This is a genomic window from Burkholderia pyrrocinia, from assembly GCF_001028665.1.
GTDB lineage: Bacteria > Pseudomonadota > Gammaproteobacteria > Burkholderiales > Burkholderiaceae > Burkholderia > Burkholderia pyrrocinia.
In genome coordinates this window covers 2,075,014-2,093,422 of record NZ_CP011504.1, presented here as the reverse complement: position 1 = coordinate 2,093,422, position 18,409 = coordinate 2,075,014, and the positions used below count along the sequence as shown (strand labels likewise).

Sequence of the window (18,409 nt, the reverse complement as noted above, 5' to 3'; positions counted from 1 at the left end):
CCGCGTGCTCGCGCACACTGCCCGCTAACCGGGCGCATGCCGGGTTTTCCCCACGGAGACAACCAAAAATGCCTACCTCGTTTGTCCTCAACGGCAAGAACGTCACGCTCGACGCCGATCCGTCGATGCCCGTCCTCTGGGCGATTCGCGAACACGCGGGACTGACCGGCACGAAGTTCGGCTGCGGCATGGCGCAGTGCGGCGCGTGCACGGTGCATCTCGAAGGCCAGGCGGTCCGCTCGTGCGTGCTGCCGCTCGCCGGTATCGCGGGCAAGCACGTCACGACGATCGAAGGCCTGCAAAGCAAGCCCGCGCAGGCCGTGCAGGCCGCATGGGTCAAGCTGCAGGTTCCGCAATGCGGCTACTGCCAGTCCGGCCAGATCATGTCGGCCACCGCGTTGCTCGAACAAAATCCGAAGCCGACCGACGCGGACATCGACGCCGCGATGAACGGCAACCTGTGCCGCTGTGCGACCTACGCCCGCATCCGGGCCGCGATCCACGACGCGGCCACGACACTGGGAGCCTGACCATGACGATCGAACTCGACAACACCGGTTCGGTGCGTCCGTCGCGCCGCACGTTCCTGAAGGCCGCGGGCGCCGCGGCCGCCGTCAGCCTGACCATCGGCTTCGAATGGGCCGGCCTCGGCCGCCGCGCGCTCGCGGCGACCGCGCCCGCCGCCGACTTCGCGCCGAACGCGTTCCTGCGGATCACGCCCGACGGCGCCGTCACGGTCATCGCGAAGCACGTCGAAATGGGCCAGGGCGCGTATACGGGCATCGCGACGATCGTCGCCGAGGAGCTCGACGCCAACTGGTCGAGCGTGCGCGTCGAAAGCGCGCCGGCCGATGCGAAGCGTTATGCGAACCTCGCGTTCGGCACGATGCAGGGCACGGGCGGCAGCTCGGCGATGGCGAACTCGTGGCAGCAGTTGCGCGAAGCGGGCGGCAAGGCCCGCGCGATGCTCGTGTCGGCGGCCGCGACCCGCTGGAAGGTGCCGGCCGGCGAGCTAACGACGGCCAGCGGCGTCGTCACGCACGCGAAGAGCGGCAAGTCGGCCGCCTACGGCACGCTCGTCGCCGATGCGTCGAAGCTGCCCGTGCCGGACAAGGTCACGCTGAAGCAGCCGGCCGATTTCAAGCTGATCGGCCAGCGGATTCCGCGCGTCGACGCATCGGCAAAATCGAACGGCACCGCGCATTTCACGCTCGACACGACGTTCCCCGGCATGCGCGTCGCGCTGCTGCAGCGCCCACCGCGCTTCGGCGCGACCGTGAAGTCGTTCGACGCGACGGCCGCGAAGGCCGTGCCGGGCGTCGTGTCGGTCGTGCAGGTGCCGGGCGGCGTCGCAGTCGTCGCGAACGGCTTCTGGGCCGCGAAACAGGGCCGCGACGCGCTGAAGGTCGAATGGGACGAAGCGAACGCGGAGAAGCGCGGCTCGGACGAGATCATGCGCGAATACCGGCAGCTCGCCGACAAGCCGGGCACGTCGGCGCGCAAGGACGGCGATGCCGACGCGGCGATCGCGGGCGCGGCGCGCAAGATCAGCGCGACGTACGAATTCCCGTATCTCGCGCACGCGCCGATGGAGCCGCTCGACGCGGTCGTCAAGCTGACGGCCAACGGTTGCGAGATCTGGGCCGGCGACCAGTTCCAGACGGTCGACCAGGCCAACGCGGCCCGGGTCGCGGGCCTGAAGCCCGAGCAGGTGCAGATCCACACGCTGTACGCGGGCGGCAGCTTCGGCCGGCGCGCGAACGCGTGGTCGGACTATGTGGTCGAGGCCGTGTCGATCGCGAAGGCGCTCGGCGCGGACGGCAAGCCGGTCAAGCTGCAGTGGACGCGCGAGGACGACATCCAGGGCGGCTTCTACCGGCCGATGTACTTCCACAAGCTCGACGCGGGCCTGACTGCGGACGGCCGGCTGGTCGGCTGGCGCCACCGGATCGTCGGCCAGTCGATCCTTGCCGGCACGCCGTTCGAGGCGTTCATGGTCAAGAACGGCATCGACGCGACGTCGGTCGAGGGTGCGGCGAACCTGCCGTACGCGGTGCCGAACGTGTCGGTCGAGCTCACCACCGCAAAGACGGGCGTGCCCGTGCTGTGGTGGCGCGTGGTCGGCAGCTCGCACACGGCCTATGCGGTCGAGGCGTTCATCGACGAAGCCGCGCACACCGCCGGCAAGGATCCGTACGCGTTCCGCCGCGACCTGCTCGCGAAGGAGCCGCGCATGCTTGCGGTGCTGGAGCTGGCCGCGCAGAAGGCCGGCTGGGATCCGGCCAAGCCGCTGCCGAAGGGCCGCGGGCGCGGGATCGCGGTCGCCGAGGCGTTCAAGAGCTATGTCGCGCAGGTGGCCGAGGTGTCGGTCGACGCGGACGGCAAGGTGAAGGTCGAGCGCGTGGTGTGTGCGGTGGATTGCGGGACCGCGATCAATCCCGACATCGTCGCCGCGCAGATGGAAGGCGGCATCGGCTTCGGGCTCGGCGCGGCGCTGCACAGCGCGATCACGCTGAAGGACGGCCGGGTCGAACAGCGCAACTTCGACGGCTACAACGTGCTGCGGATGGCCGAGATGCCGAAGGTCGAGGTGCATATCGTGCCGTCGGCGGAAGCGCCGACCGGGGTCGGCGAGCCGGGCGTCGCGCCGATCGGGCCGGCGGTCGCGAACGCGATCTTCGCGGCGACGGGCAAGCGGCATTACGTGCTGCCGTTCGATTCGGCGGATAGCGCGAAGGCTTGATGGGCCGCAACGCCGGCCGCGGGGTGGAAACGTCTCCCGGCCGGCGTTTTTTGTCGAAGCGTGTCCGATGCAGGGTTCGATGTCGGGTTCGCTGTCCGGCTGAAACCATGTTCCGCCCGTCCCGGATCCCGCCTCCCCCACACGTTACGTCAGACGTAACGCCCGTAACGTCGCCCCCTCGATGCTACGTAACAATCCTTCACTATTGCTCAGCCCCCTTCCACACCGCCCCCGCGCCCCGCGTTAAAAATTCTTTTAAATTCAAGGCTGTCACGCCACCCACCCCCGGCCGACGCCTGACGATCCTCCCCCTGGCCCGGAAGTTGCAGCATAGGACCCGCAAACACTCCTTTATGGACATGCGAGGGCCACCATGGATTGCAAATACCTGTACATCGACAACATAAAAATCAACTTCGTGCGCCGCACGATCGAAATCGACAACAAAGTCGTTGACGTTACGCCGCGCGAATTCGACGTCGTCGAATTCCTGCTCGACAACATGAACAAGATCGTGCCGCGGCAGGCAATCCAGGAAGCCGTATGGGGCCGTGAACTCGGCGTGTCGTCGCGCACGCTCGATACCCATATCTCGCGGATCCGTTCGAAGCTGCAGCTCGAATACGACAAGAACCTGCGGATCATCCCGATCTATGCGGTCGGCTATCGTCTCGTGCTGTTCGGTGCGGCAATGACGCACGTCGAGCGTCACGACGCGGCGCCGATCCTGCGCGCTCCGCCGCAGGCCGTAATGGCCGCCGACTACGCATAACGATTCACCCGCGCGCCGCCCGCTCGCGGCGCGCCAGCAACACTCCCCCCCACCGCGCTGTGCAGGTTCGCAGCGCTTCGCGTCCTGCCGGCCGGATGCGGCCTGCACGCCGCCCGGCCCGCCAGCCAGTCGCGACCCGACCGCCGCCTCCGGGCGGCGGTTGCTTTTGGCCGCCCGCCGTCGCCCGCCACGCTTCGTCGCATTCCAGCGCGCTGCGGCACGCTTCGTAGCGCCCCGCGCTCCCCGCCGCCGCGCGATGCACGCGACTACGGATTCCGGCGCGGCACGCGGCCATGGCCGTCCCTACAATCGACGCAGCAGCCGCGTGCCCGTCCGCGCCACCGGCCCCATCACAACCCGTCGAACCAACGCCGAATCCGCCCCGATCCCGCCGTGCCTGCGCAGTTCCTGACGAATGCCGACGCCGGCGACGCCGCGTACCGGGCCATGCCCGCCGCTTCCGCACCGCCCGCCGCTGCGCCGGCCGCGGTCGCGCTCGACGCGTCGCCCTACCTGCCGCGCCTGTCCGCCGCCGCCGCGCGCGGGCTGTCGCACGCGTACGGCGCGACCGGCGCCGTTCCGGTCACGCTCGGCGAGCATGCGTACGAGGTGCGCTGGCGCGTCGACGCCGAGCCGGCCGCCGATGCGCACGCATACCGCTTCGTCGTCGGCCCGGCCACCGGCACGCTGTGGATCGATCCGGTCGCGGAAACGGAATGGCTCGGCGATGCGGCCGACCCGGCCGTGCCGGCCGTGATCCGCGCGGCGCTGCTCGCCGATCTGTGCGCGCCGCTCACGGCCGTGCTGCAGGCCGCGACGCGGCAGCGCGTGGAACTGCTGCCGCCGCCCGCGAGCGCGCCCGCCTGGCGTGCGTTGCCGGCCGCGCTGCGCTTCGAGCTGCGGCGCGCCGACGGCGCATGGCGCTGCCATGGCGCGCTGCTGTTCGACGCGCCCGATGCGCTGGCCGTGTTCTTCTCAGCCGCGCCGACCGCACTCGCCGGCACGCGCGCGGCCTACGCGAACCTGCCCGTGCCGCTCGTGTTCGAGATCGGCCGCACCGAGCTGACGACAGCCGAGCTGGCCGATGTCGTCGGCGGCGACATCATCGCGATCGAGCGCTGGCAGGCGCACGAGCAGAACCTGCTGTGCGTCGCGCGGCTGCCGGCCGCACCGGCGTGGGAGATCACCGGACGGCCGTCGGGCAACCGGCTGACCGTCGAACGAATCAGGGAGATGCCTTTGGAACCAACCCGCACCGATACCGCGCCCGCGACGGCGCACGACGCACCGCCCGGCGATGCGCCGCGCACGCTCGACGGCCTCGCAGTCGACCTGCGCTTCGAGCTGCCGCCCACGTCGATGCCGCTCGGCGAGTTGAGCGCGCTGCAGCCGGGCGCCGTGATCGAGCTGCAGCAAGGGATCAACCAGAGCGTGATCCATCTGGTCGCGAACGGGATGCTGATCGGCACCGGCCACCTGATCGCGGTCGGCCAGAAACTCGGCGTGCGTGTCGTCACGCTGACGCAACCCGCGCCGCGCGAGCGCTGAACGATGGGCAACCTGCCGAATCCGGTCGCGCTGATCGCGGTGATCGCCGCGCTCGGCATCGCGCCGTTCGCGGCGCTGATGGTGACGAGCTACACGAAGCTCGTGGTCGTGCTCGGCCTCTTGCGCTCCGCGCTCGGGATCCAGCAGGTGCCGCCGAACCTCGTGCTGAACGGCATCGCGCTGATCCTGTCGCTGTTCATCATGGCGCCCGTCGGGATGTCGATCCGCGACGCGCTGCAGGCACGCCACTTCGATGCGTCGGGGCAGCTGTCGACCGCCGACGTCGGTGCGCTCGCCGATGCCGCGCTGCCGCCGATCAAGGATTTCCTCGTGTCGCACACGCGCCAGCGCGACCGCGAGTTCTTCGTGCGCACCGCGACGTCGGTCTGGCCGAAGAACCGCGCGGACGGCATCAAGGACGACGACCTGCTCGTGCTGGTGCCGAGCTTCACGCTCGCCGAGCTGACGAAGGCGTTCCAGATCGGTTTCGTGATCTATATCGTGTTCATCGTCGTCGACCTGCTGGTCGCGAACATCCTGCTCGCGCTCGGGATGCAGATGATCTCGCCGACGACGGTCTCGGTGCCGTTCAAGCTGCTGCTGTTCGTCGCGCTCGACGGCTGGTCGCTGCTCGTGCAGGGGCTCGTGCTGTCGTACCGCGTGGCAGGCGCGGGATGAACGCGCACGGCCTGCGAACCGCCGCCGCGTGGCTGTGCGCGCTGGCCGGGCTGCTCGCGCTCTCGTTCGCCGGAATGCAACCGCGCATCGCGCACGCGGCCAGCGGCGCGGGCTTCGCGCAACTCGCGCGCACGTGTGCGCCGAACGTCGATCCCGACACGCTCGCCGCGCTGGTGCGCACCGAATCGGGCTTCAATCCGTATGCGATCGGCGTGGTCGGCGGCCACCTGGCGCGCCAGCCCGCGTCGCTCGACGAGGCGCGCGCGACCGCGCACGAACTGGCGTCGCGCGGCTTCAGCTACAGCGTCGGCCTCGCGCAGGTGAACGAACGAAATTTCGCGAAATACGGGCTCGACGCAGCGACGATGTTCGAGCCATGCCGCAACCTGCAGGCCGGCGGCGCGATCCTGACCGAATGCTTCGCGCGTTCGTCGGGCACCGGCCGCGCCGCGCAGGCCGCGTTGCGCGCGGCGCTGTCGTGCTACTACAGCGGCAACTTCACGACGGGCTTCTCGAGCGGCTATGTAAGCCGCGTCGTCGCAAGCGCGCAGCGCAACGCGCGCGAAGGCGGCGTCGAACCGATTCCGGTCGTGAGCGACACACCGCCGCCCGAGCGCCGTCGGCGCATGGACGCGGCCGCCACCACGCCGCCGGAACGCGCGCGGCGGCCGGCGTCACCCGCCGCGTCCGCCGATGCGCCTTCGTGCCATGCGCGCCCGGTGATGATGATGTGCCACGGGCTGCCGGCGAACCAGGCGAAGCGGCTGTGCGTGCGGTGTCTCGATCAGTGACGGCGCATGACGCAGGCGCGCATGCGGGTCGCCGTGAGCGGGTCGAACGCCGCGCGTCGATCGTACACACCTCGTAGCAGGCAACACGCACGCGTCCCGGTCGCGCCGGCACGCTACGAAACAGCGGCATTCCAGCAGCGATGCGTCTCCTTACACTTGAAAGCTGGTAGCGCGACGGACTGCGCGCCGGGTGTCCCGCGCATCGCGCGGCTCAACGGAGACGAGCATGTTGTTGATCGACGGAATGGGATTGGGCGTCAACTGGCAGCGCTTCCTGTCGGAAACGTTGAATCCGGTCGTCGCGCCCCCGCCACCGCCCCCTCCGCCGCCGAAGCAGGACGACCCGGCAGCCGGCCCCGCGAACCCGGTCGCCGCACCGCCGATTCCCGTCAATGCATCGCTGTCCACCGATCCGTCGAAGCCGACCAACGCGGAGATCACCGACGCAACATCGCTGATGCAGCGCATGGCCGCGCAATATACTGCGCCGCCACCCGACATCACCGTCGAGAACAAGATGACGAGCGCGGTGCGGCAGGTGATCCAGGACGCCCAGACGAAATACGACGACGCGTCGAAATCGCTGCAGGGCGCGCAAAACGTGCTGCACGTGATCAACCGCGATCCCGAATCGACGCCCGATGCCCGCAAGGCCGCGCAGGCCGATTACGCGAAAGCGCGCACGGCGGCCGACACCGCGCAGCGCGAGCTCAACGTGACGACCGACGCCGGCTACATGATCCTGTATCGCGAACAGGCCGACGCGGATATGCCGTCGGGCATCCAGATCGACGACGACGGCAACGTGACGAACCCGGGCGACGCGCAGAATGCGGCCAACCAGAAGCTCAAGACGCTGCAGGCCACGTTTCCCGACCACGCGAACGACCCGAAGTGGGTGCCGAAGCCGGGTGACTGCAAGACCCCGGCGCAATCGAAGCTTTACGACGACTGGCGAAGCGCCGACGCGCACGCGGCCGCCGGTACCGCGAAATACTTTTCGGATCTGTCGAACGCGTATCTCGCGCGCACGCAGCTTCAGTCGTATCTCGTCGATCCCGGCTACAAGGAGGCGCTCGACGCAGGCATCGGCCGGCTGAACACCGAGCTGGAGAGGCAGGATCGTCAGGTGAACCTGCCCGACGCGCCCGATTCGCCGGACGCCGCGCAAAAGGCCGTCACGGCCGCGGCAAAATCGGCGAACTACACGAACGCGGCAGTCGCCGCAGCCAACGACAGCATCGCGCTCGCGCAGGCGCAACAAAAATTCGACGTGGTCGCCGGCAGGCAGGGCACCGTGATCGTCGCGCCGAATTCGGTACCGGACGCCAACGCCGCGCTCAAGCGCGCGCAGACGGCGGCAAGCACAAGCGGCGGCTATCTGCAGATGCTGGCCGCGCAGCAACAGGTCGACCACGCACAGGACAACTGCACGGCCGCCCAGCAGGCATCCGACAAGTGGCACAAGGACAACCCGCAGCAGCCGCACCGGCCGCCCGTCGACGCGAAGGTCGATCTCGATCTCGGCGCCGCGTACGCGAAGCTCTACGAGGCGAAGCAGCAGGCGAGCATCGCGCACGACGGCTTCGTCGCCGCGTACGGCACGACGCTCGCGCAACAGTACGACGATCAGGCGTCGAAGATCAGCGCGCAGGTGAAGGCGCAGCAGCCGCTGCTGAAGCCGTTTTTCCAGCAGCCGCCGCAGTTGACGTCGACCGTCGCGCAGCCGGCCCCAGCATCGTCGCCGTCGACAGCCGCCAGCACCGTGCCGAGCACGAGCCCGTTGCTGCCCACGGCCTTCGCGCCCCCTGCGCCGGCAGGCAAGAGTGCCGCGTCGCCGCCGACGATCCTGCCGCTGACCGACCCGTCGCGGTCGCTGACGCCGCTGCCGGCCGCGCCGAGCGGCCCCACGCAGCTCGATGCCACGCGCCTGCAGGTGGTCGCCGGCGCACTGCGGATGGCCAGCAACCGGCTGTCGGACGACGTCAATTCGCGTGCAGCCGATGTCGCACTGAAGAACGCGCAGGACGACGTCGATCAAGCAAAGAGCGCACTCGCAGCCAAGCAGAAGCAGTACGACGAATGGGCCGCCGCCAACCCGGCGCCGGTGCGGCTGCGCACCTTGCCGGACGGCGACGTGATGCCGGCGCCGTCGTATCGCCCGAACCTGTACCAATCCGAACTGAACGACGCGCGGGCCGCCGTCACGAAGGCGGAGAGCGCCGTTCCGCAACTGAAGCTGCTGAGCGACACGTCGCGCCAGCAGGTGCTGCTCGATCAGTTCGACGCGGGCCTCGACGAGCGGCTGCGCTATGTCGACGAGAAGTCCGATGCGGCGGACGAATACAAGAAGGCGAAGCACGACTTCTACGAAGCGCATCGCACCGAGATGTCGAACGCGATGCTCGACGCGGTAAGCCTGAACACGCAGAACGGCGGCACGATCGCGTTCGGCTCGCTCGGCGACAACCAGCAGCGCAACCTGATCGGCATCGCGCTCGGGCAACAGCCGGACGTGCCGGCCGACGCGTCGTCGCAATCCGTATCGGCCGCCGACGATTCGGTCGCGCGCTTCGTCGACAAGGACAAGCTGTCGGCGATCAACACCGTGCGCGACAAGCTGCTGTCGGTCGGCGGCGGCAAGGACACGCAGATCAGCGTGCTGCCGATGGTGTATGCCGCGAAGGAGACCGGCACGACGACGAGCGCGCTGTTCAAGGTAACGGACAAGGACGGCAAGACGCACTACATCGACGAATCGGCCGGCAACTACGACAGCATCAACGACTATCTCGACAGCAACCAGCTGTCGTCGGACGGCACCGTCGACATCCTGACCGGCCACAACGCGGACGGCTCGCAGCAGGTCGTGTCGAAAGCCGCGCACCACGACAGTCCGTTCGACTCCGCGCTGAATTTCTTCACGGGCACCGGCGTCAACATGGGGATGCTGCTCGGCGGGATGGCGCTCGAGGTGATCGGCACGGCGCTCGACGGCACGGTGATCGGCGCGGCGATCGGCGTGCCGCTGAACCTCATCGGCGCGGGGATGACCTACACGGCGATCGGTTCGGCGATGACGAAGGCGGGCCTCGATCTCGCCAACCGCTTCGAGCACGACCAGAGCATCAGCCCGTTCGACGCCGGCGCCCGCGCCGACTACATCAACCTCGTGCCAATGGCTGCCGGCGGCGCCGCGAAACTCGCAGGCACGAAGCTGTTCGAACGCGCGGTCACGACGAAGGTCGCGTCGGTAATCGCCAAGGGTGCGGGGCGCACGGCGTTCGTGACCGGTATCGCCGGCGCCGGCGAGGCGTTCGTCGAATCCGGCGTCGACCTGTTGCACGGCAATACGAAGGCGGCTGGCGAAGCGTTCGAGTCCGGCGTCATCAATACCGCGCTGATGGGTGCGGGCGTCGCGAAGCAACGCGCGGTCACGGGCATCCGCACCCGCACCGGCCGGCCGATTGCCGCGCACACGACGGATGGCAACGTCGTCAAGGTCGATGACCAGACGATCGGGCGAATCCTGAACAAGGACGGCGCAGCATCGCTGTCGGCCGGCCGCACGCGCGCGACGCTCGACGGCGAGGCCGTGAAGGTCGCGCCCAACGGCGTACTGATGGTCGGCGACAAGATGCTGACCTACGAAGATCAGCCGATCCGCGTGCTCGACAAGACGTCGGCAAAGCAGATGCCGCCCGGCAAGTCGGTGGTGCTTGGCCAGGACGGCACGCTGTCCGTCGTGTCGGCGTCACCGAAGGCCTGGTCCCACGGCACGCGGGTCGACAGCGTGACGGACACCGGCGAGCGCATGACGTTCGGCCCGGACGGCGCCATCGGCACGACGTCGAACATCGTCGCGAAGTCGCGGCTCGACAGGCTGGACGAGGTCATCGACCAGGGCAAGGACCTGCACCACCAGTTGCGTGACGCCGCGGCGAGGGAGGCGCGCCGCGTCCAGCAGGCCGCCGCCGAAGGCGAAAGCGCGAATGCGGCCCACGATGCCCACAGTACGCAGCGCACGAGCGAGTCGCGCGCGCAGGCCGACCGGCAGCACGACGACGTCGACGCGGACCGCACGACGGCCACCCGCAGCGCCGCTGCGCGCGCCGCCGATATCGACGAACCGGCCGGCGCCGGCACGCGCACGAAGCCGGACGGCACGCCGCCGCGCGTCAATGTACGGGTCGTCGACCTGACGGACGAAGCGCCCGCCACGCGGCCGGCGACATCCGACCCGGCCGGCATCGCGGTGCCGCGCGGGCCGAGCGTCGAGCCGATGCAGGCCGGCGAGCGCACGGTCTATCTCGTGCGTAACGGGGCGAACCGCGATCCGGGCGCGCCCGCCCCGCGTCCGCAGGACCTCGACGAGCCCGTGATCGTCGTCGCCGGCGAGCACGACGCGGCACTCGCGCCCGAGCTGGCGAACCGCTGGCAGAAACCCGTCTATGCGGCAGCACCCGACGCGTTCGGCGCCGATGGGCAGTTGCGCGCCGATGCGCGGGTGCTGCGCTTCGATCCGGAGCCGGAAACGGTGGCGACGGAAAGCGGCCCTTCCGCGGCCGCGGCCGAAGAAGCACCGCCGGCGTCGTCGCGCCCCGCGGCTCCCGACGAAACGGTGATCGTGCTCGCCGGCAAGCGCGCCCCGAACGAGCCGGCGGTGCCGCGCACGGTCGCGACGCCCGAACCTGTCACCGCGCACGACGGCATATTCAGCGCGCCGAACCGCGTGCTCGTGGTGGTCAAACCGGACCACCCCGCCGTTGCCGAAGCAGCGGCCAAACCTGCGGCGGATCGCGGGACGGCCGCCGCCTCCCGGGGCGACGAGACGACCGCCGAAGCCGCGGGCGGCAAGACCGTCCGCACGCATGCCGGTGACGAACGCCCGCCGGTGCCACCCGCCGATTCGGAGCACGCCGCGGCCGCGGAAACGCCCGGCATCGCGACGCCCGATTACGCCACTCCGCATCCCGGCTGGATCACGCGGATGCAGATGCGTCTGGGCGGCGCACCGCTGCCGGAAGCCGTACAGGCGCTCGCGATGCAGTCGGGCACGCTCGCGACGCAGTTGCGCATGCTGCAGGACGCCGGCTGGCGCGTGACGATCGGCAAACGCGGCCGCGGCAGCCACGTCGATACGCGCAAGCGCCGCGTGACGATCGACGGCGGCCTCCGCGATGCCGGCAGCATCACGTACGTGCTCGCACGCGAATCGCGCAAGGCCGTCGAAGCGATGGCCGGCGTGCTGGACCACGACTCCGGGCAGCGCGGCGGCTTCACGCGCAAGGCGCTCGAGGCCGAGGCACGCGCGCAGATCAGCGCGTTCGAGGCCCGCTACGAAATCAAGCTGACAAGCGGCACCGACATTGCCGCGCACCTCGCTCAACCGGACGCAATCGCGCGCGAAGGCGCGAACTGGCGCGGACGGTCGCACGACTACGCAGGCACGGTCGACCGGCTGGCGAGCACGCTGGGCGGCGTGCATACGTCGGGCGCGGACGGCGCGACCTATCGCGCGTTCTACAACGACGCCTGGTCGCGCCAGAAGGGGCGCGGCGGCATGCCGCGCCGGATGCCCGCGCCGCGGATGGACGAAACCGGCACCGCACCGCGCGGCATCGCCCGCTTCGATGCGCGCGTCGCCTGGAGTCGCGCGCATGCCGAGATCGCGTCGCCGTACCGCGCGGGCGAGCGCCCCGATGCCGCCGAGCTTGCCGACGAGCGCACGCGTCATTTCACGATCGACCCCGGGCGCCGCGTGGTCGTGCTGCACGCCGACACGCGCGCGGACGGCACCTTGCTCGTCGACGGCCAGCCGGTCAGCACGCACGAATACATGCTCGAGATGGCGCCGCCGTTCGTGGTGCAGGAAGGCTATGCGATCGTGCTCGCCGCGAAGCACGACGGCGCCGCGCATGCGGCGCGGCTCGCGAACCTGTGGCAACGGCCCGTGTTTGCCGCACCCGCGGAGGCGGTCGGTGCGCACGGCGCGCTGCTCGACACCGGCACATTCCATCGCCTCGATCCGGCGCCCGCCGCGCCGCACGATCTCGGCCCGCTGAACGCGGACCCGCTCGGCGTCTATGCGCACGGCGACCGCGACGCGCGTGTCGACGTCGTGCACGAAGCCGGCGAACTGCTCGGCGCCGGCGGCGAAAAAACCGTATTCGCGCTCGGCGACGACGCCGCGCTCGGCATCTACGATCGCCACGCACACCCGGAATCCGGTCACGTGCGCGCGGCGGTCGACGAACGGCTCGCGCTCGACGATCTGCGTTCGTACGGATTGCAGACGGTCACGATGAGCGGCCCGTTCTCGGTGCTCGGCCGCGTCGGCGTGCTGTACCGCCCGCTCGGCGTCCTGCATACGCACACGATGGCCGCGACCGGCACGCTGCCACGCGTCGTCACGCGGGCCGCGCTGGAACACGTCCGGAAGATTCGCACGGTCGTCGAACGCGAAGGCCTCGCGTTCGACCTTCAGGGCATCTTTACGCGCAAGGGCGACTTCCTGCTGAGCGATCCCGGCCCGGTCTCGCGCGACCCGATCGAACACCTGACGACGCTCGAGAAACTCACCGAACTCGAACGGCTGCTCACGCGCGGCCTCGAACAGGGCGATATCGCCGTCGCGCGCCCGGTCATCGCCGACACGCTGCCGCCCGATGCGTTCGTTCAAAAGCCGTCCGTCATCACGCGGATCCGGATGCGGTTCGGCGGCGCGCCGCTGTCGAAGGAAGCGCTCGCGCTCGTCGACCGCTCGACGCTGCTGAGCGGACAGATCGCTCAGGCGCAGGCCGCCGGCTGGAAGGTCGTGGTCGGCCGGCCCGGGCGCGGCAGCCGGATCGATACGGACAAGCAGCGCATCGTGCTCGACGGCCGGCTACGCCACACCGGTACGCTCGTGTACGCGCTCGCGCACGAAGCGCAGCATGCGGTCGAAGCAATCGCCGGACGCCTGCTCGACCACGCCTCGACAGATACGCCGGTCGATCGCGCGCTGATGGCCGAAGCGCGTGCGCAGGCGAACGCGTTCGCGGTGCGCCGCGAGCTCATCGACGACATGGGCATCGACATCTCGAAGGATGTCCTCCTGCCCGACGCGATCGCGCGCGAAGCCGACCGCGTGATGCCCGGCGACGAAGCCGGCCTGCGCCGGCTCGCGGACGCGTTCGGCGACGCCGAGCCGTCGGTGCCCGGCTATGCGACCTATCGCGACTACTACGCGAGCCAGATCGCGCGCATGCAGGCCGGCGGCGTGCCGCGCGAAATGGCCGCGCCGGCCTCCCCAGCGCATCGGCCGGCGCGCGGGCTCGCCGCCCGCAAGGCCGCCAAGCGCGAACAGCGCGCGCTCGATCTGCTCGCGACGCACGGCAAGCGCGACCTGATCCGCATCGACGGCGACCAGCTCGACAGCATCGATGCGATGAAGGCAGCGTTCGGCACCGACGCGCACGTGCTGATCGCACTGCACACCGACCGCCCCGCCGACCGGCTCGATGCGATCCATCCGCAGCCCGAATTCATCGCGAGCTTCCAGACGAACGCACACGGCAAGTTTGTCGACAAAGAGGCCGCATCGGCCGATATCGATCCGAACCTGTTGCAGCACGCCTTTCTTGCACTGAAGGACAAAGGCGCCGCGGGCCGCGGGAATTACGATTACTACGTGTCGCCCGTCACGCTCGCCGAGTTGCGCAAGTTCGGCGGCGCCGCACGGATCAACGCGTACTTCGACGAACTCCGCGCATGGGACGTCGAGCCGTCGGACACGGGGGTCGACGCGGAGGTCGTCGAAAACGTGAACAAGCTCGATAGCGCGCCGCGCTTCCTGCGACCGAAACCGGCGGCACGACACGATCCCGGCGCGGGGACGACGGTCTATGCAGTCGAACGCAAGACCGGCACGGTGCTCGGCTACGCGACGCGCGATGGCGCCGGGAAATGGACGTACGTCGAAAAGACGTCGCTCGGCGATGCCACGATCGAATCGCGCGACCTCGCCGTCGCGTTCCGGCGTCGCTTCCGCGTATTGCCCGGCGGGCGCCGCGGCGTGCATTTCGTCGTCGCGAAGGTCGCGCACGACGTCGTCGAAAGCTATGGCGGCTTCGCGCCGGCCAAGATGCGCCGCCCGCTCGACAACCCGAAGATACCGTGGTCGAAGCCGGACGCGTATGTCCAGCGCACGCTCGGATGGACGCGCCCGTCGCTGCGGCACGAGAACCGCGCGGCAGCGGATGCGGGCGTGCCGCACCTGCTGCCGACGACCGCGGACAGCGCGCTCGACTTCAACGCGCAGCACGCGAGCGAACTGTTCACCGCGCTCGAGATGGGCAAAATCCCCGACGGTCACTACGTGTACGTGTACGACCACGAAGGCACGGTCACCGATGTGCTGACCGGGTCGCTGACCGGCCTCGTCGCGGTGGAGAACGGCACGGTGCGCTGGTACGACGACGTCGGCCAGTTCCGCGATCCGGACAACCCCGGCCTGCCGCTGGAGCGGGCGACGATCGGCCGCGGGCCGTATAGCGGCAATCAGCATTTCCTGCTTTCGAGGCTCGCCCCCGACGTGTTCGAGCCGCGTGCCGCCGCGCTCAAGGCGGCCGCGCTGCAAGCCGCGCAGCCGGCGGCGGCGGCCGCGCCGCCCACTGCGAGCCAAAGCGGCAAAGGCACGCAAGCGGGCAACGGCGGCAAGGCCGGCCGAAAAGGTCGCAAAGGCAGGCATGCCGCGCGCGGCGCCCAGCGAACGCAGCCGGCCGCCGTCGCACCGGCCAGGCCGCCCGCCGCGCCGCCCCCGAAACCGATCGCGCTCAATCCGTTCCAACCGGCGTACGTATCGGGCACGATCGTCGAATCGGTCACACGCTACGGCAACGCGAAGATCGCCGATTTCGCGTCGACGCTCGAGCGCCTCACCGAATGGGGCAAGCGCGACGTGGGGCGCAAGGAAGGCAACGGCCTCACGTTCACCGACCCGCCGAAGGCCATCCTCGCCGATGCCGTACTGGCGAAGAAGATCTTCGGGACGCTGCACATGTGGCGTGAGGCATCGAGCCTGCACCCGCATGGCGCTTTCACCCGCGCCCCCGCCCAGCGCAATCTGTTCATGCGGGGCGCGCAGTGGATCGGCGCGGCGCGCAGCACGGACAGAAAGCTGATCAGGCGATACGTGACGCTGGCCATGCGGGCCAAGCTGACCGATCTCGCCGACCGCTTCGTCCCGATGTCGCGCTCGTTCTCGCTGCGCGACGATCCCGAGCAGATGAAGCGCTATATCAAGCGGTATGGCGGCGCACTACCGGCCGTCGCGCTGCAGGTCGATCCGTATTCGCTCGCCGCCGCGATGGGCGCCCTGCAGGATCCGGGGTTCATCCAGCGCGCCAAACGCTTCGGTGATCCGTCCGGCGCGCGTTACGACGACGATACGGCGACGCTCACGCGTACGGACGCCGACGGCACGCAGCACACGCTCGAACTCGACGACCTCGCCCACTTGCACAAGTGGCTCACGGCGGCCTCGGAATACGGCTTCCTGCTGCGCATCGAAGCTGCACCGTCGCGGCCCCGTGTGTCGCTGGAAGACGGCCATGCGATGGCCGGCACGAACAACGGCTACGCGGAAATGCGGCGCATCGGCGAGGCGCTCGAAACATGGGCGGCGCAGAACGGCGGCAAACCCTCACCGCTCGTGCTGCTGACCTTCCACGGTTCGGACGCCGTGCTCGAGCCGGTGCCGGGCGAAGGCCACGTCGCATTGCTCGACGCAATCCTGGGCCGCAAGCAGCTCGACTGGGTGCATGTCGGCCTGTCGTGGGGCACGCACGGCGACGACTTCATCGCGAATGCGGATCTGACGCGCGCCCTGGCGGCGAAGATCGCCGACTACGGGAAAAACGCCCCTGAAAAATTCGCGAGACTGCACGGCGGCGATGCGCTGACCCGCGTGTTCGAACCGGTCGGCGCGCAGGATTTCGCGAACCAGCAGCGATTCCTGTTCTCGGAAATCGAGCGCATCGCGAAAAAGGCGCACAAGATGTCCGACGCCGAGATCGCGGAATTACGCGTCGCGCTGTACGAAGGCAACACGTCGACGCTGCTGAATCAGGCACGCCGGGCGACGAACGAGACGGCGCAAACGCTATGGAACAGCAAGGCGCCCCACAACCGGCTCGCGAAGCGGGCTCATGAGGCCGGCAAAAAATGGCTCGACAGCCATCGCGACGGCGTTCCCGAGCGACCGTCGCTTGCATCGATATCGGCGGCCGACAGCCGCGTGTACTGGAAGAACGTCACCGGCCAGAAAGCGCTGCAGTATGACGCGTCGCTACCGATCGGCGTCGCGCGCAAGGCCATCGCGCAGCCCGAAATGCCGAGCGCCACGATGGACGAGGCCAGCGCACGGCTCAACGCGCTGCGCGTGCACCGACTGTCGAAAGACCCGTCCGACACGCGCAAGGCGAAGATCGCGAGCGGGGCCGTCCTCGGCGCGTCCGGCCTGATCGGCCTGGGCGCTGCGGTCCACTGGCTGGACACGACCGCGCTGGGTAACACGGCGTCGTCGTTTCTGCTCGCGTCGCGTCTCGGACGCGTGTTCCAGGTGATGCATCAGGGCGCGATCCGCAGCCTGCAGTCGGGCGATCCGAAGGCCGCGGTGGCGGCCATCACGCACCTCGGCGCCACGCTCGCCCGTCAATTCAACTCGACGACGCACGACTACGGAGAACATCGGCTTCGCCAGCTCGAGGCCGCGGTGCGCCACGCGCAAGCGAAGGCGACGCAATACGTCGAGCAATACCGGCACGGGACGATGAGCTTCGACGATGCCAAAACGAACATCACGGCGCTCGCCGACGACGTGCTCACGCAAATGCAGGGATTCGTCGGCGGCACGTCGCTTCAGCAGCTGCATGCGGGCAATCCGCGCAGCCTGCTGGGTATCACGGGGCGCGCGGGCACGGCGGTCGCGTCGGTTGCGGCGGTCGCGAGCGGCATTCTCAAGATCGCCGAAGCGCACGGCGCGCATGCCTGGTTCGACGTCACGGCCGGCTCGACAGCCATCGTCGGCGGCGTGCTCGGCACCGCCTACGCCGGTGCGTCGCTCCTGATGGTGTCGCGGCGCGTGAACGCGGACAAACGCAGCCGTATCGTGCGCCTGCTCGATTCGACGGGCGACTTCGCGTCGGTCGCGCTCGGTGGATTCACGACCGCGTCCCAATTGGGCAAGGGCCAATACGATCTTGCGTTCGCGACCGGCTCCATGACCGCGCTGCTGCTCGCCGGCCGCCTCAACACGCACTTCCCGAACGCGACGCCTTTCGTCAAGAAGATCCCGACCGCGGTGATCATGATTCCGGTCGCCGCATTCGGCTACAAGTTCGTCATGGGCATCGCGCCCGTGATCGGGGGCGTGTTCAACTGGTTTTTCGGCGGCGGATCATCGCAGTCGAACGTCGCGCCGGGCGCATCGCCAAGTGCTTCGCCAAGTGCGTCACCGAGTGCGCCGCCAAGCGCCTCGCCGTCGCCTTCGGCGAGCGCCTCGCCCTCGCAGCCGCAACCGTCGCAAGGCACGCCATCGAACCCGCCGTCGCCGTCAAACGCCCCCCAGCCCTACATCGTCGTCGCCGGCGATTCGCTGTGGGTGATCGCGGACCAGCATCGCCAGTCGCTGCTCGACGCCGCGCACGTGTCGCGCGCCGACCAGCAGGCGATGACGCGCAACGAGCAGGATGCGCGCGCGCTGAACGAGATCCTGCAGCTCAATCCGTCGGCCGCCGGTAATCCGGGCAGCCTCGCGATCGGCACGCCGCTGAACGTCGGCTGACGTTCAGCCCGGCGGCCGGAAAGAGCAAACCCCGACCGCGCAGCGCGCCG

At 69.5% G+C, this 18,409-nt stretch carries 7 protein-coding genes; all 7 read left to right on the top strand.

The genetic code is table 11. The annotated features are described in order from the left end of the window. Positions 1-68 precede the first annotated feature (68 nt). The 7 genes from ABD05_RS25525 to ABD05_RS25495 all read left to right on the top strand — a co-directional run bounded on the left by ABD05_RS25525 (position 69) and on the right by ABD05_RS25495 (position 18,359). The gene (locus ABD05_RS25525; protein ID WP_047902791.1) at positions 69-530 is read left to right on the top strand and encodes a (2Fe-2S)-binding protein; all 462 of its coding nucleotides are present in this window, start codon (positions 69-71) and stop codon (positions 528-530) included. A 2-nt stretch (positions 531-532) separates the two neighbouring features. Then, on the top strand, positions 533-2,743 hold the full coding sequence (locus ABD05_RS25520; RefSeq protein WP_047902790.1) for a xanthine dehydrogenase family protein molybdopterin-binding subunit: 2,211 nt from the start codon (positions 533-535) through the stop codon (positions 2,741-2,743). Between the two features lie 373 nt (positions 2,744-3,116). After that, positions 3,117-3,515: a winged helix-turn-helix domain-containing protein gene (locus ABD05_RS25515; RefSeq protein WP_047902789.1), complete on the top strand. Its 399-nt coding sequence runs from the start codon at positions 3,117-3,119 to the stop codon at positions 3,513-3,515. A 393-nt stretch (positions 3,516-3,908) separates the two neighbouring features. Then, complete coding sequence (gene sctQ / locus ABD05_RS25510) at positions 3,909-5,063, top strand: type III secretion system cytoplasmic ring protein SctQ (protein WP_047902788.1); 1,155 nt, start codon at positions 3,909-3,911, stop codon at positions 5,061-5,063. A gap of 3 nt (positions 5,064-5,066) precedes the next feature. After that, on the top strand, positions 5,067-5,741 hold the full coding sequence (gene sctR / locus ABD05_RS25505; protein WP_047902787.1) for a type III secretion system export apparatus subunit SctR: 675 nt from the start codon (positions 5,067-5,069) through the stop codon (positions 5,739-5,741). Further along, positions 5,738-6,532 (top strand): lytic transglycosylase domain-containing protein, encoded by a 795-nt coding sequence (locus ABD05_RS25500; RefSeq protein WP_047902786.1) that lies wholly within the window; start codon positions 5,738-5,740, stop codon positions 6,530-6,532. The genes sctR and ABD05_RS25500 overlap by 4 nt, the downstream gene beginning before the upstream one ends. 226 nt (positions 6,533-6,758) lie before the next feature. Beyond that, positions 6,759-18,359 (top strand): LWXIA domain-containing protein, encoded by an 11,601-nt coding sequence (locus ABD05_RS25495; RefSeq protein ID WP_047902785.1) that lies wholly within the window; start codon positions 6,759-6,761, stop codon positions 18,357-18,359. Positions 18,360-18,409 lie beyond the last annotated feature (50 nt).

Coding starts and splice junctions, on each gene's coding strand:
- ABD05_RS25515 (WP_047902789.1), top strand. CDS start 3,117: ATGGATTGCAAATACCTGTACATCGACAACATAAAAATCAACTTCGTG.
- ABD05_RS25525 (WP_047902791.1), top strand. CDS start 69: ATGCCTACCTCGTTTGTCCTCAACGGCAAGAACGTCACGCTCGACGCC.
- ABD05_RS25500 (WP_047902786.1), top strand. CDS start 5,738: ATGAACGCGCACGGCCTGCGAACCGCCGCCGCGTGGCTGTGCGCGCTG.
- ABD05_RS25495 (WP_047902785.1), top strand. CDS start 6,759: ATGTTGTTGATCGACGGAATGGGATTGGGCGTCAACTGGCAGCGCTTC.
- sctR (WP_047902787.1), top strand. CDS start 5,067: ATGGGCAACCTGCCGAATCCGGTCGCGCTGATCGCGGTGATCGCCGCG.
- ABD05_RS25520 (WP_047902790.1), top strand. CDS start 533: ATGACGATCGAACTCGACAACACCGGTTCGGTGCGTCCGTCGCGCCGC.